Source organism: Anaerotruncus sp. 1XD42-93 (genome assembly GCF_009917605.1).
Taxonomy (GTDB): Bacteria; Bacillota; Clostridia; order Oscillospirales; family Ruminococcaceae; genus Anaerotruncus.
This window is the reverse complement of record NZ_QZEG01000043.1, coordinates 1-13,674: the sequence shown is the minus strand read 5'-3', so window position 1 is coordinate 13,674 and position 13,674 is coordinate 1. Positions and strand designations below refer to the sequence as shown.

Genomic DNA, 13,674 nt, shown 5'->3' with positions numbered 1-13,674 from the left:
TGGTTTAAAACCTGTTTTCATTCGACAGCCTTTGTCCCAGCCGAAGCGCTGCCCAACCCCTGTTGCAGGGTGCTTTTTACAAAAGAAAAAGCACCCTGTCATTCTAACCGGCAGACCGGGAGGAATCGGAAGTCCCTCCGATTCCTCTTTTTAGAACCTGTATTCATAATCACAAGATTTTTCAACGCGGCAGGCCGGCAAAAGACCCGCTCAGACGGTGTCGAACGGTTGTGAATACGGGTTCTTATACCACAAAGGAAGGGGAGCTGCGTATGCTGTGCGATGCGCTCTATCTTCATATTCCATTTTGCCTGCGCAAGTGCCCCTATTGTGATTTTTACTCGGTGGGCGCCGACCCATCCTTGATGGATGCCTATACCAGGGCGGTTCTGGATGCCTTGGCGCAGGTCCCGTTCGACCTTGCACCGCTCGATACCGTCTATTTTGGCGGGGGAACCCCGTCGGTTCTGGGAGGAGAACGGCTTGTCCGCCTGCTCAATGGGGTACGCAGCCGGTTCGGCATCCGGCCGGATGCCGAGGTCACCATCGAGTGCAACCCGTGTTCCGCCCTGCCAGACACCCTTGCCCGCCTTTGGGATGCGGGTGCCAACCGTCTTTCGCTGGGGATGCAGAGCGCTGACGACCAACAACTTGCCCGGCTTGGACGGATGCACACCATCGCCAGCGTGCGGGATGCGGTGGATGCGGCATACCGGGTAGGATTTTCCCATCTTTCACTCGATCTGATGCTTGCTACCCCCGGACAAACATTGCCCGACATCGACCGCGCGGCCAATCTTTGTGCAGAGGTTGGTGCGGAACACGTCTCGGCTTATCTGCTCAAGATCGAACCGGATACCCCATTCGGCCGGGAGGGAGCCGCCTCCCGCTGTCCGGACGAGGATGGGCAGGCGGATGCTTATCTGCACGCGGTGGAAACACTTGAGCAGCGCGGCTATCAGCAGTATGAAATCAGCAACTTCGCGCGGGACGGGCGGATCGCCCGCCACAACTGCAAATACTGGGATTGCCGGGAATATCTCGGGATCGGCCCGTCTGCACATTCGTTTATTGGAGGGCGCAGACGGTATTTTCCGCGGGATCTGCGGGGATTCCTGGAGGCGCCGGACAAATTCGCGCTTCTGCGGGATGACGGTCCTGGCGGGGATACAGAGGAATATCTGATGCTGCGCTTGCGGCTCACGGAGGGGGTAACCTGGGATGCACTCGCCAGCCGGTTTCCCGGTTTTGATCCAACGCCCCTGCATGAAAAAGCCCGCCCCCTGCAAAAGGGCGGGTTGCTGTTCTGTGATGAGGATGGTCTGCGTCTGACGCCATCCGGATTTCTGTTATCAAATTTCGTGATCGGAGAACTGCTGTTATGAAACGAAAACTGCTTCTGCCCGCGCTGGTGGGCTGTACCGCCGCTTATGCTGCCTGTCACAGCGGGATTACTGTGCGGCAATATACGATAAAAACCTCGCGCATTCCCAAAGGGAAAGCCCTGCGGCTCGCGGTCGTCTCCGACCTGCACAGCGAGCTGTCCCAAAAACGGCGGGAAGCACTTGCTGCCCTGCTGCAGCAGGAGCACCCCGACCTGATCGCGATGCCAGGGGATATTGTGGACGACATCCGGCCCCAATACGGCGCCGCAGACCTCCTTCAGCGGGTGCAGGGGATTGCACCGCTTTATTTTTCGCTCGGAAACCATGAGTGCCGCTCCCAACAGCTCGCGACGATCCCCCGCCTGCTGGGGCGGTACGGGGTGCACTGCCTGTGCAACAGCTGGGAGGAGGTGACAGTTGCCGGGATCCCCATCTGCATCGGCGGGCTGAATGACCCCGAACATCCCTCCTACCAGTTCGCGGGAGGATGGCTGCACGATGCACAGACGGTTTTTTCCAGCCTTGAGCAGTCGGACCGATTGCGGATACTGCTCTCCCACCGTCCCGAAAAGGTCTTTGCATACCGCGCAATGCCGTTTGATCTGGTGCTGTCAGGGCATGCGCATGGCGGGCAGGTACGCATTCCCGGCCTGCTCAATGGCCTTTACGCCCCAAATCAGGGGCTGCTTCCACCGTATGCGGGTGGGATGTATCGACATCCTACCTTTACCCATGTGGTAAGCCGCGGTGTTTCACATTATATGCTCCTGCCGCGAGTGTGCAACCGGCCGGAAGTCGTGATCATCACTGTATGCAGGGAGTAGCTATACGGAAGAGGGGACTGTTTCTCATCTCTTGCAAAAAGACTGTTTGATTAGGAGGTACCTCCGCGTGCAGGCGCCTCCCAGCCACGCCAGTTTGTGGTCCGCGGCGACAAGGGTTCTCTTACCTGAAAAAAACTTGTGCAAAGATCATAAAACAGGTTCTGCCCCTATCGGGGAAGCTGGCCGTTGAGGCGGCCGGAGAGGTTTTTGATGAATTCCGCAGCAGCCCGGCATGGCGGCGTGCCAAGGCGGACAATATATCCAAACTCCAGCTTATTGTCACAATCCGGGATCGGAATCGAGGTGCATCCATAGCAGCCAGCCTGCCGGCCGAACTCCTGAATCCCGATTGTATAAAAGTCGGTAGCCGAGATCAGATGGAGCAGCGACGCCCGCCCATAGACGCTGGCAATCTTGGGCGAATCGTCCAGATCATAGTGTACACCGTTGATCGAAAGGTTGTAGGTAAAATCCTCATATTCCCCGATATACCGGACAAATCCATATGGCCGGAACTCCCCGAGGGTGGGGGCATGTCCCACACGGAGCAGCGGATGGTTCTGGCTTAAAACGATATGCGGGCGGATCTCTGAAAGATGCCGGTATTCCAGCTTTTTTTCCTCAAAAATCCGTGGGAATGGGGAATCGGGTGTATACTCGAAGTGGAGCACCCCCAGATCGGAATATCCACTTTCCACATCAGCAATCACGTCCATCGAAGAGCCTTCGTTGAGCCGGAAAGACAGTTCCGGTTCCTGCGACCACTGGTTTAGAATGTCGATAAAAGATTCCATTGTATGGGAAAATTTGGTCATCGATACCCGGAAGGTATTTCCCGACCGTTCCTGCTTGTGGAACAATCCCTGTAACTGGTTCATTTCGCCCAGAATTTTTTGAGAATGCTGTAAAAAATGTCTGCCTTCTTCGGTTAGCTGCACCCCTTTCTTGGTGCGGGTCAGCAGTGCGGTACCAATATCCTCCTCAAGGTCCTGAAGGATGTGGCTCAGATGCGGCTGCGAGACGTAAAGCGCCTGCGCAGCTTTATTGATGGACCCGTACTGCGCGACTACGGAAAAATACTCAAGCTGTTTCAGGTTCATGATCGTTCCCCCCATCATCATTTTACCCAAGCTTTTGATTAGGATTTCGTTTGTTTCTACAATTTTTTTATATAGTACATCAAATAAGCTCTGCATAATTTGTTTAAAACTTCTATTATCGGAATTTGAAATAAGGATATTTACAATAATTATTAGCGCATTGCACAAAATTATGGTATAATACAGACAAGATACAGCACAAACGCACAAAAGTCAAGTCAAAAAATCCAGGTAAATTCATGAAATACGACAAAGAAAGGAGTGAGCGTCTATGGTACAAACTGTGGAGGACATCAGCCTGATGCAGAAGCTCTTGGACGACTCGGTTACCTACGCAAAATCTTTTCCAAAGACCGGCGCGGTTGCCTCCTACATCCCTGAACTTGCCAAGGCTGATCCCACGCGTTATGGCGCGGCAATCGCCCTGCCGAACGGCAGAACGCTGATTTCAGGCGATACGGATGTCCCGTTTACGATGCAGAGTATCTCCAAGGTGGTTTCGCTGATCCTTGCACTTCAAACCTCTGGTTACGACGCAGTGTTCAAGCGTGTGGGGATGGAGCCGACCGGAGACGCCTTCAACTCGATCATCCGGCTGGAGACCAACACCGCCAAACCCTCCAATCCAATGATCAACGCGGGAGCAATTGTAGTAGCAAGCTGCATCCAGTGTGAACACCCGTTTGAGGCTATGCTCCAACTAACCCGAAAGTTTTGCGGCAACGACCAGATCGGACTGAACGAAGCGGTCTATCTTTCGGAAAAGAAGGAAGGCAAGCGCAACCGCGCGATGGCTTATTTTATGCAGAGCGAAGGGATTCTGCCAAGCGACGTCGATGTGGAGTACTATCTCGACCAGTATTTCCGCATGTGCTCGGTTGCAGTCACCGCGCCGGATCTCGCCCGGATGGGAATGGTGCTCGCCAACAACGGCGTCAACCCGGTAACCGGCGAACGGATTGCAGAGGGCTGGCAGGTGCGGATCGCCAAAACGTTTATGGTCACCTGCGGGCTCTACGACAGTTCAGGGGCGTTTGCAGTCAAGGTAGGAATCCCGTCCAAGAGCGGCGTCGGCGGTGGTATCCTCTCAGCAGTAGAAAAACGTATGGGCATCGGTGTGTTCCATCCCATGCTCGACGCAAAGGGCAACAGTATCGGAGGCGTGCGTATGCTCGAGTTCCTCTCCGAGCGGATGGGACTGCATATGTTTTCTGAACCCGAGACCGTTGCTGGGTAATATCACACCCAAACCGCATTTTTCCGCAACCCCAAAGGGCTTTGGGGTTGCGTGCTGTAATAACAGCACGCGAATTCTAATGAAAATCTGATTCGGATTTATAAAAACAAGGGCTTGCTTTGAAAGGGCGGGTAACAACCCGCTGGTAAGCTTTCTGTGCTGGATGACTATGTAAACAAACTGTGCGGCGTGCTGTAGAATCGCAATTTCCAGATATAGGAGGCGCAGATCCTGAGGAGGGTCTCTCATCTCTCCTACAAAAGAATAAAGGAGAATTGATTATGTATGATGCATTTGCCGGCTTGATCGGTCAGATCAGCAACCTTATGTACAGCTATATCCTGATTATCATCCTGCTGGGCGGCGGAATCTGGTTCACCTTCCGCACGAAATTTGTCCAGTTCCGTATGTTCAAGGAATCCATCAAGGTCGTTATGGAAAAACCAGATAAGGAAGGCGGCGTTTCCTCCTTCCAGGCGCTGATGGTTTCCACCGCCTCCCGCGTAGGTACCGGCAACATCGTCGGTATCGCAACCGCGGTCTGCCTTGGCGGCTATGGTGCGGTGTTCTGGATGTGGGTCATCGCCATCCTCGGCGGAGCGTCCGCATTCATCGAGAGCACACTGGCCCAGATCTACAAAAAACGCCATCCGGATGGCAGCAGCTACGGCGGCCCGGCTTACTATATCGAAGCGGCCCTGCATAACCGTCCACTGGCCCTGCTTTTCGCAGTCAGTATGACCCTCACCTATGCCGGCGGCTTCAACATGTTGGCGTCCTACAACCTCCAGTCTACTTTCAGCGGCTACAGCTTCTACAATCCCACCGTTACCCCTTGGGTCATCGGCGGCATCCTGGCTGTTCTGGTTGGCTACTGCCTGATGGGCGGCGGCAAACGTATCGTTCATGTCACCTCTGCGGTTGTCCCGTTCATGGGTATCCTCTATATTGCGGTGGCGCTGATCGTTACCCTGCTCCACATCAACCTGCTCCCCAGCGTGCTGGTCAAAATCTTTGCCGAGGCGTTTAACTTCAGCGCGATCTTCGGCGGTTTCTCCGGCTCCTGCGTGATGTACGGCATCAAGCGCGGCCTGTTCTCGAACGAAGCGGGCGTGGGTTCGGCTCCGAACGCCGCTGCTGCCGCTGAGGTCAGCCACCCGGTCAAACAGGGCCTGGTCCAGATGCTGTCGGTCTTTATTGACACCCTGCTGCTCTGCACCTGCACCGCTCTGATGTGCCTGTGCTCCGGCGTAGAGCCGACCGCGGAGCTGGCGGGTGCCCCCTATGTGCAGGCTGCGCTTCAGAACGCGCTGGGCGGCTTTGGACCCATCTTCATCACCATCTCGATGGTCCTGTTCGCTTTCACTACCCTGCTGGGCAACTTCTACTATGTTGACAACCTGCTCATCTACATCATGAACAAGGTCCCATCCAAACAGTTTATGCTCTGCTTCCGAATTGTCGCATCCCTGGTGATCTTTGTGGGCGCGGGCCTGAGCATGGGCCTTGTCTGGGATCTGGCGGATGTTCTCATGGGCATCATGGCAATCATCAACATCCCGGTCATCTGCCTGCTGGGTACCCCTGCAATCAAAGCGCTGGTCGACTATGCAAACCAGAAAAAAGAGGGCAAAAACCCGACCTTCAAGGCATCCACTGTCGGCCTGCAGGGCAAGACCGATTACTGGAACTAAGTGTCATGCAACCGGGAATCTCTTGGCAAAGGAGAAGGGACAGTTATGTATCCTCGTGTATCTATTGATTTGGAGCATTTGAGAGAGAATGTAAAAACGGTCAAAGGGCTTTGCGATCAGCATGGCATCCAGATTACCGGCGTAACCAAGGTGTATTGCGGCGATCCCAAGATCGCGAAAGCCTATTTGGACGGCGGGCTGACCATGCTGGGAGATTCCCGGGTATCCAATCTGAAACGTCTGAACAATCTTCCCGCGGAAAAATGGCTCATCCGCCCTCCGATGCGCAGCGAAGCGGAGGACACCGCCCGGTATGCTGACGCTGCCCTCCACTCGGAGTGGGAGGTCATCCGGGCGGTGGCGGATGCCGCACACCACCAGGGACGCAGACACAAAGTAATTCTGATGGCGGACCTGGGCGACATCCGGGAGGGCTATGTGGACTATGACGAGCTGCTGGATGTAGCCGCCAGAGTCGAAAAGCTCCCGGGTGCAGAGCTGTACGGCGTAGGTGTCAACCTGACCTGTTTCTCGTTTATCCAGTCGGACAGCGAAAAGCTGGGTCTGCTGGCAGACCTTGCCCGCCGCGCGGGGGAGGCCGCTGGCCACCCATTGTCGATTGTCAGCGGGGGCAACTCTGCCACCATCGACCTGATGCTGCGGAATGGCATCCCGCAGGGGGTCAATCATCTGCGGCTGGGGGAGTCCCTTTTATTCGGCAAGGAGCGGGCCAAATACCAGTATCTGCCCGGCACCCACCGGGATGTGTTTACGCTGGAATGTGAGATCGTCGAGCTAAAGGATAAGCCTTCGCTGCCGTGGGGCGTGGTGGGTACCGACTCCTACGGCAAAAAGCCCACCTTTGTGGACCGGGGCAGCTGCCGCCGGAAAGCGGTGTGTGCATTGGGCAAGCAGGACTTCGATCTGGAAACCACCACACCGGTGGACCCGGGGATCATCCCGCTGGGCGCCAGCTCCGACCATCTGATGCTGGATGTGACCGACAGCCAGCAGGAATACAAGGTCGGGGACATCGTCCGCCTGCAACTGGGCTACTTCTCCACCATGCGGGCGTTTACCTCGCAGTATGTGGAGAAGGTCTATCTGAACGGATAGCCCACACAGGTGTTCCGCCGCGGGAAGATACCATCTGGACTTCCCATACGGCAGACCTGTTTCAGATAAAAAACTGCAAGAGATCAAAACGGGCACCGCTGTCTGCGGTGTCTGTTTTTTGCAAACAAACGAAAGAAGATGCGCCCATCTGGACGCACCTTCTCCGGTTGACGAACCGGTTGATACGGGATCAGACCGGATGCACTTTATTTTCCTTATCGCCATGGCTGTCCACGCCGTACTTTTTATCCCTGCGGGCCTCGAAGAATTTCGGGGCAACCTGCGGGAACATTGCCATCGTCAGGACATCCTCTTCCTGCTCGTAGAATTCACGCGGGAACTCTGCGCGCAGCTTATCCAGCTCGGGCGGGATCAGGTCGGCAGGGCGGCACTCGATCGGCGCTTCATCGCCCAGGATTTTCTTGCGGAACGCAGGGTCAATCGGCGCAGGCGTACGCCCATACTCACCCTTAACCATTGCCTTGAACTCTTTGGTGACCATCTTATACCGCTCTCCGAGGATCACGTTGAACACAGCCTGTGTACCGACGATCTGAGAGGTCGGAGTGACGAGCGGCGGATAACCGGAATCCTTACGGACGTTCGGGACTTCCTTGAGCACATCCTCAAACTTATCCTCTTTGCCCGCCTGTTTCAGCTGGGAAACGAGGTTGGAGAGCATACCGCCAGGAACCTGATAGGTAAGGGTATTCGCATCGACACCCATGACCTTCGGGCTGAGCAGGCCGCTGTCCAGATATTTCTGGCGGAGTTTGGCGAAATGCGCACGCACAACATCCAGTTTCTTCAGGTCAAGCCCGGTATCATACGGGGTGCCCTGGAGCGCCGCAACCATCGACTCGGTTGCTGCATGGGAAGTACCCATTGCCAGCGGGGACATCGCGGTATCAATAATGTCAACACCCGCCTCAATGCTCTTGAGCAGCGCCATCGAAGCCAGTCCGGAGGTGTAATGGGTGTGCAGGTCGATCGGAACCTTGACCGCTTTTTTCAGCTCAGTGGTCAGCTCAAATGCTGCCGCCGGGGTGATAAGCGCGGCCATATCCTTAATGCAGATCGAATCCGCGCCCGCATCCTCGAGCTGCTTGGCATAATTGACGAAATACTCGATGCTGTGCACCGGGCTAAGGGTATACGAAATCGCAGCCTGCATATGCGCCCCGGTCTTTTTGGTCGCCTTGATCGCGGTTTCAAGGTTGCGGATATCGTTGAGCGCGTCGAAAATACGGATGATGTCGATGCCGTTGTCAACCGATTTTTTGACGAAGTACTCCACTGCATCGTCCGCATAGTGGCGGTAGCCGAGCATATTCTGCCCACGGAAAAGCATCTGGAGCTTGGTGTTCGGCATATTTTTGCGGATCAGACGCAGACGCTCCCACGGGTCCTCGCTCAAAAAGCGGATGCAGGAATCAAATGTTGCACCGCCCCAGCACTCGCAGGAATAGAAGCCGACCTCATCCATCGCAGGAAGGATCGGGAGCATCTCGTCCATGCTCATGCGGGTGGCGATCAGCGACTGATGCGCGTCACGCAGGATGGTTTCGCAGATTTTCACCTTTTGTGCCATCTATATAGCCTCCCTTATGCGATCGAGATCAGCAGGTCGTTCGAGTTGACCGCGTCACCCTTTTTCACATGGACGCCAACCACAGTACCCGAAACCGGCGCAAAGATCTCGTTTTCCATCTTCATCGCCTCGAGCACGAGCAGCATGTCGTTTGCATTGACCTGATCGCCCTCTTTGACCTTGACTTCAAGGATGTTGCCGGGCATCGGGGAATTGACCTTGGTGGCATTCGCAGCGGCGGCGGGAGCCGGAGCCGGAGCCGGGGCGGGCGCTGCTGCCGGTGCAGGAGCCGGGGCAGCGGCAACAGGTGCCGGAGCTGGAGCTGGAGCCGGTGCGCCAGCGGCCAGTTCTTCCACTTGAACGTCGTATGCTTTGCCGTTCACAGTGATATTAAATCTTCTCATGGTAAAATCCTCCTTCAAAATCATCGGGTATCTATAAAAGAACAGGGTCGGACCAGTCTGGAATTGCGGCAAACTCTATTAAAGCGGAATGTTCCCATGCTTCTTGGGCAGGGTCGAAACCCGCTTGCCGGCCAGCATATCGAGGGCAGAGATCACTGCGGCGCGGGTTGCATCCGGATCAACCACCTCGTCAATATGGCCTTTCTCAGCAGCGGCAAGAGAGGTCGCCTCGTTCGCGATGTACTCCGCCTGCACCTGTTCGCGGGATTTTTCCGCCGTGATCTTGTCCCCGGCGAGGAATGCAACCGCAGTTTCCGGGCTGAGTGCACTGATAACTGCATCCGGCCATGCAATGGTGTAGTCGGCATTCGCACCGCGGCCCGCAAGCGCGATATAAGCGGAACCGTAAGCCTTACCGGTGATGACCGCAATCTTCGGGGTGGTCGCCTCGGCGTAAACATGCGCCAGCTTCGCAACCTCGCGCACGCCGCCGCGGAATCCGTGGCCCTCAACCGCAACCGCGAACTTCTCGCAGTTGACGAGGGTCAGCACCGGAATCTGGAATGCGTCACAGATCGAAACAAACCGCGCAATCTTAGAGCAGGCATTGGAACAGAGGTAACCGCTGTTGGACGCCGCGACGACACCCACCGTCGAGCCTGCAACGGTTGCCAGCGCAACTTTAGCTGTCTGGGCGCAGAATGCGGGCTGGAGCTCAAACAGGCTGTCTGCATCCACGATGCCGGCTGCCGTATCCAGCAGGTTGTCAGCATTCTTTTTCACTGCGCCTTCGGGAGCGGTAAACCCACAGATCGGGGCAGCGGAGAGGTTGTTGGAGGGCAGGAGCGAAACAAGCTTGCGCGCCGCTTTGATCGCCGACGATTCGTCCTCCTCCACGAGATGTACCACACCGGCCTTTGCGCACGCTTCGGCGGAGCTGGACTGGGTATCACCCGCATTGAGGAAGAACTCGCCTTTGCCGCTCATCACGACAAAATCAGCCGAAGCCGCGACCATTGCCGCTGCGCCCGCGCACACGCCCAGAACCAGCGAAACCTGCGGTACAACACCCGAAAGGTTGTTGCCCCAGCAGAGCATCTCGCCATAAGCGGCCATCGCGTCAAGCCCTTCGGAGAGGGCCGCACCGTTCGAATCATAGATGCCGACCACCGGCGCCCCGGTTTTGTAGGCCAAGTCATAGATCTTTCTGATTTTGGAGCCGTGAGCAGCGCCCACCGCGCCAGATTTCCGGGTGCTGTCCTGAGAGAACGCATAAACAGGGCTGCCTTCGATAAGGCCATAGCCAGTGATGACCCCTGCGCCGCCGCAGCCGGTCTGGACGAGGGTTCCAACCTCGACGAAGCTGTCGGGGTCAAAGAGCGCGACCAGCCGTTCGCGCGCAGCAGTCGCCTTCAGAGCGTCTTCCCGAGCGTCGGCCAGTGACATAACCTTGTCACTCATGATTGTTTCCTCCTATCTGAATATAAAAATACCAAAAGACGTTTCCCATCCCAAATCCTGCCGCCACAGAAAGCGCGGACCGCAGGTCAAGATGTAACCATAATAAAGTATACACGCTTTTCCCGAAAATAACAAGATGGTTGGAACCTTTTACTGATACTTTTTTAACGGTTTCGCACCAATTTCTTACAAAAATATCCAGGCCGGGCCTCTGCGGCAAAACTGTCCCATGGCTTTCTATGAGAAACCCGCCGGCAGAGACCAGCGGGTTCTTAAAAAACTGTGAAATCAAACCTCGAAGCCAAAAAAGCGTTTTACATTGTTGTAGCAGATGTCCTCCACCATCCGGCCAAGCAGCGCGCGGTCGTCCGGGAATTCCCCCTCCTCAACCCATCTGCCGATCAGGTTGCAGAGGATGCGGCGGAAATACTCGTGGCGGGTATAGCTCAAATAGCTGCGGGAATCGGTCAGCATCCCGATGAAATTCCCGAGCAGAGAAAGGTTTGCAAGGCTGGTCAGCTGCTGTTCCATGCCGGTTTTGGTGTCGTTGAACCACCACGCTGCACCATGCTGGAGTTTGCCCGCAATGCCTTCCCCCTGGAAACAGCCGATTACAGTGTCAATCATCTCGTTGTCGCTGTTATTGAGCGAATAAAGAACCATCTTTGGGAGTTCGCCGGTTTTGTCAAGCGCATCCAGAAAACGGGCAAGCGCCGATGCATCGAGAGGATTGCCCATACAGTCAAACCCTGTATCCGCGCCGAGCTGCGCAAACCTTCTGGAATTGGTATTGCGGACCGCCCCGAAATGAAGCTGCATCACCCAGCCCCGTTTGGCGTACTGGCGGCCCAGAAAGAGGAGAAACTCGGTCTTATAGTTCCGCACATCCTCATCGGACACCGGTTTTCCAGACAACGCATCCGCAATGATCCGGTCCAGTTTCTCCCTGGGGGCAGGGCAGTAAAACGCACAGTCGGGCGCGTGGTCAGACGCGCAGCAGCCATTTTGGGCGAAATAATCGAGCCGGTTGGAGAGCGCCGCACAGAGTGAATCAAAGTCACTGACCTCTATCCCCGAAACCTCGGAAAGCTGCCGGAGATAGTCCGCGTAGGGGGCCTGTTCAATATTCATCGCCCGGTCCGGCCTCCAGGCGGGGAGAACCTTGACCTTGCAGGAGGGGTCCTCCCGAAGCTGTTTATGATAACGCAGATCGTCGATCGGATCATCTGTGGTGCAGATCAGCCGGACGTTTGACTGTTCAATAATTCCGCGCACACCCATCCCCGGTTCAGCCAGTTTGCGGTTGCAGAGTTCCCAGACCTCCTCGGCGGTTTCCTTCCCGAGGCGGCCATTATAGCCGAAATACCGCTGCAATTCGAGGTGGGACCAGTGGTAGAGGGGGTTTCCGATCGCCCGGTCAAGTGTTTCGGCCCATGCCTGAAATTTTTCGCGGTCACCCGCGCTGCCGGTGATGCTCTCTTCCGGTACCCCATTGGTGCGCATCTGCCGCCATTTGTAGTGGTCCCCGGCCAGCCACGGCTGAGCAATGTTTTCATACCGCTTGTCCTCGGCAATTTCAGCGGGGTTGATGTGGCAGTGGTAGTCGACCACCGGCATCTTTTCTGCATGGTTGTGGAACAAATCCTTAGCTGCCTCATTGGTCAGCAGGAAATCAGCGTCCATAAACGGCTTTTTCATTGTGGCAAAACCTCTCTTTCAAAGCAAACCTTTTGATACAGAATCAGTTTTCAAAAACGGGTGGTTCTGCGCCTGATGAGCTGGCCTGAAAGCAGGGTCTGATCTGGGAAGTCCTTCCCTTCGATCACCCCGAACAGGGTCGAAATCGCAGTCATACAAAGCGCCTCTACCCGGCTGTCAACCGTTGTCAGCTCCGGCTCACAACAGCGGGAAAGCAGGGAATTGTTATATCCTATGATATCCACATCCCGTGGAACCATCCGCCCATGTGCAAGTGAAGATTTGATCGCTGCGACCGCCAGCTCATCTTCTGAAGCCATCACCGCGTCAAACAGCAGATTGGATTCATAAAGCTGGTTGATCGCGGGAAGCGCCTGGTCTATCTGCCGGGGGCAGCGGAAGACCAGCTGCGAGTCAAACGGGATACCCGCCTGTCCGAGCGCGAACCGGTAGCCATCCAGTTTTTTCTGGCCGCTATAAGTGGATGAATCGTAGAGATAGAGGACCCTGCGCCGGCCTTTTTCGAGCAGCGCGCTGACCGCACCATAGACAGCGCCAAAATCGTCACAGAGCACACAGTAAACATTGGGCGCCTTGAGATAGCCGTTAATCAGAATCACAGGGATCTGCTGGGCAGCCTGCCCGATAAAGACCGTATCACTGGTCATAAAATGCGACCCTACGAGGATAATCGCATCGACCTTTTTGGAAATCAACATCCGGAAGCCATTCTTTTTGTCCTCCGGTTCATTGCCGGTACAGCAGAGCAGGGAGTCGTAACCCCGGCGGCGCAGCTCCCGCTCGATCGACGAAACCGCGGCGGCAAGATAGATGTCCGCAACATCCATGCACATGACGCCAACGGTCTTAATCGAACGCAGGCCAAGACCCCGGGCAAATGCATTCGGGGTATAGCCTTTCTCATTCATCACGCTCAGTACCCGGCGGCGGGTCGCATCGCTGACCCCCTTTTTTCCGTTGATGACCCGCGAAACGGTTGCGATCGAAACGCCTGACTTTTTGGAAATATCATAAATTGTCATTTTGCAAGCCTCCTGTTGTATACACACTTAAAAACAAGGAACTGTTTTTTAGAACCTGTATTCATAATCAGAGGATGCCGGATGGGCGAGGGATTTTGCTGCCCTGCAAGGCGAAAAAATG

11 protein-coding genes are annotated in these 13,674 nt (G+C 55.6%); 5 read left to right on the top strand and 6 right to left on the bottom strand.

The window, feature by feature from the left end; translation table 11 throughout:
* Window positions 1–230 precede the first annotated feature (230 nt).
* Window positions 231–1,385 (top strand): radical SAM family heme chaperone HemW, encoded by a 1,155-nt coding sequence (gene hemW, locus D5269_RS13185; RefSeq protein ID WP_147407988.1) that lies wholly within the window; start codon window positions 231–233, stop codon window positions 1,383–1,385.
* Window positions 1,382–2,209: a metallophosphoesterase gene (locus D5269_RS13180; protein ID WP_120485985.1), complete on the top strand. Its 828-nt coding sequence runs from the start codon at window positions 1,382–1,384 to the stop codon at window positions 2,207–2,209. Before hemW ends, D5269_RS13180 begins: the two co-directional genes overlap by 4 nt.
* A gap of 167 nt (window positions 2,210–2,376) precedes the next feature.
* On the opposite strand, the gene D5269_RS13175 is transcribed toward D5269_RS13180, so the two are convergent.
* Window positions 2,377–3,309, bottom strand: coding sequence for a LysR family transcriptional regulator (locus tag D5269_RS13175; RefSeq protein ID WP_022788616.1), 933 nt, complete (start codon window positions 3,307–3,309; stop codon window positions 2,377–2,379).
* A 301-nt stretch (window positions 3,310–3,610) separates the two neighbouring features.
* On the opposite strand from D5269_RS13175, the gene glsA reads away from it, so the two are divergent.
* From glsA to D5269_RS13160, 3 genes are all read left to right on the top strand, one after another.
* Complete coding sequence (glsA, locus tag D5269_RS13170; RefSeq protein WP_199735739.1) at window positions 3,611–4,546, top strand: glutaminase A; 936 nt, start codon at window positions 3,611–3,613, stop codon at window positions 4,544–4,546.
* Between the two features lie 281 nt (window positions 4,547–4,827).
* The gene (locus D5269_RS13165; RefSeq protein WP_016317522.1) at window positions 4,828–6,240 is read left to right on the top strand and encodes an alanine/glycine:cation symporter family protein; all 1,413 of its coding nucleotides are present in this window, start codon (window positions 4,828–4,830) and stop codon (window positions 6,238–6,240) included.
* 45 nt (window positions 6,241–6,285) lie between these two features.
* Entirely contained in the window at window positions 6,286–7,356 is a 1,071-nt protein-coding gene (locus D5269_RS13160) for an alanine/ornithine racemase family PLP-dependent enzyme (protein ID WP_016317523.1), read from the top strand.
* Window positions 7,357–7,546: 190 nt separating this feature from the next.
* Here D5269_RS13160 and D5269_RS13155 read toward each other — a convergent pair whose 3' ends face one another.
* The 5 genes from D5269_RS13155 to D5269_RS13135 all read right to left on the bottom strand — a co-directional run bounded on the left by D5269_RS13155 (window position 7,547) and on the right by D5269_RS13135 (window position 13,553).
* Window positions 7,547–8,947, bottom strand: a complete 1,401-nt coding sequence (locus tag D5269_RS13155; RefSeq protein ID WP_016317524.1) for an oxaloacetate decarboxylase subunit alpha — start codon at window positions 8,945–8,947, stop codon at window positions 7,547–7,549.
* Window positions 8,948–8,961: 14 nt separating this feature from the next.
* On the bottom strand, window positions 8,962–9,351 hold the full coding sequence (locus D5269_RS13150; RefSeq protein WP_120485984.1) for a biotin/lipoyl-containing protein: 390 nt from the start codon (window positions 9,349–9,351) through the stop codon (window positions 8,962–8,964).
* A 78-nt stretch (window positions 9,352–9,429) separates the two neighbouring features.
* Window positions 9,430–10,812 carry a carboxyl transferase domain-containing protein gene (locus tag D5269_RS13145; protein WP_120485983.1) on the bottom strand — a complete coding sequence of 461 codons (1,383 nt, stop codon included), beginning with the start codon at window positions 10,810–10,812 and terminating at the stop codon, window positions 9,430–9,432.
* Between the two features lie 288 nt (window positions 10,813–11,100).
* The gene (gene uxaC, locus D5269_RS13140) at window positions 11,101–12,510 is read right to left on the bottom strand and encodes a glucuronate isomerase (protein ID WP_120485981.1); all 1,410 of its coding nucleotides are present in this window, start codon (window positions 12,508–12,510) and stop codon (window positions 11,101–11,103) included.
* 50 nt (window positions 12,511–12,560) lie between these two features.
* Window positions 12,561–13,553: a LacI family DNA-binding transcriptional regulator gene (locus tag D5269_RS13135; RefSeq protein ID WP_120485980.1), complete on the bottom strand. Its 993-nt coding sequence runs from the start codon at window positions 13,551–13,553 to the stop codon at window positions 12,561–12,563.
* Window positions 13,554–13,674: the final 121 nt, after the last annotated feature.

Excerpts from the sequence above, each read along its gene's own strand:
- uxaC (WP_120485981.1), bottom strand. The coding sequence starts at position 12,510 with ATGAAAAAGCCGTTTATGGACGCTGATTTCCTGCTGACCAATGAGGCA.
- D5269_RS13135 (WP_120485980.1), bottom strand. The coding sequence starts at position 13,553 with ATGACAATTTATGATATTTCCAAAAAGTCAGGCGTTTCGATCGCAACC.
- D5269_RS13155 (WP_016317524.1), bottom strand. The coding sequence starts at position 8,947 with ATGGCACAAAAGGTGAAAATCTGCGAAACCATCCTGCGTGACGCGCAT.
- D5269_RS13145 (WP_120485983.1), bottom strand. The coding sequence starts at position 10,812 with ATGAGTGACAAGGTTATGTCACTGGCCGACGCTCGGGAAGACGCTCTG.
- D5269_RS13175 (WP_022788616.1), bottom strand. The coding sequence starts at position 3,309 with ATGAACCTGAAACAGCTTGAGTATTTTTCCGTAGTCGCGCAGTACGGG.
- D5269_RS13180 (WP_120485985.1), top strand. The coding sequence starts at position 1,382 with ATGAAACGAAAACTGCTTCTGCCCGCGCTGGTGGGCTGTACCGCCGCT.
- D5269_RS13165 (WP_016317522.1), top strand. The coding sequence starts at position 4,828 with ATGTATGATGCATTTGCCGGCTTGATCGGTCAGATCAGCAACCTTATG.
- D5269_RS13150 (WP_120485984.1), bottom strand. The coding sequence starts at position 9,351 with ATGAGAAGATTTAATATCACTGTGAACGGCAAAGCATACGACGTTCAA.
- glsA (WP_199735739.1), top strand. The coding sequence starts at position 3,611 with ATGCAGAAGCTCTTGGACGACTCGGTTACCTACGCAAAATCTTTTCCA.
- D5269_RS13160 (WP_016317523.1), top strand. The coding sequence starts at position 6,286 with ATGTATCCTCGTGTATCTATTGATTTGGAGCATTTGAGAGAGAATGTA.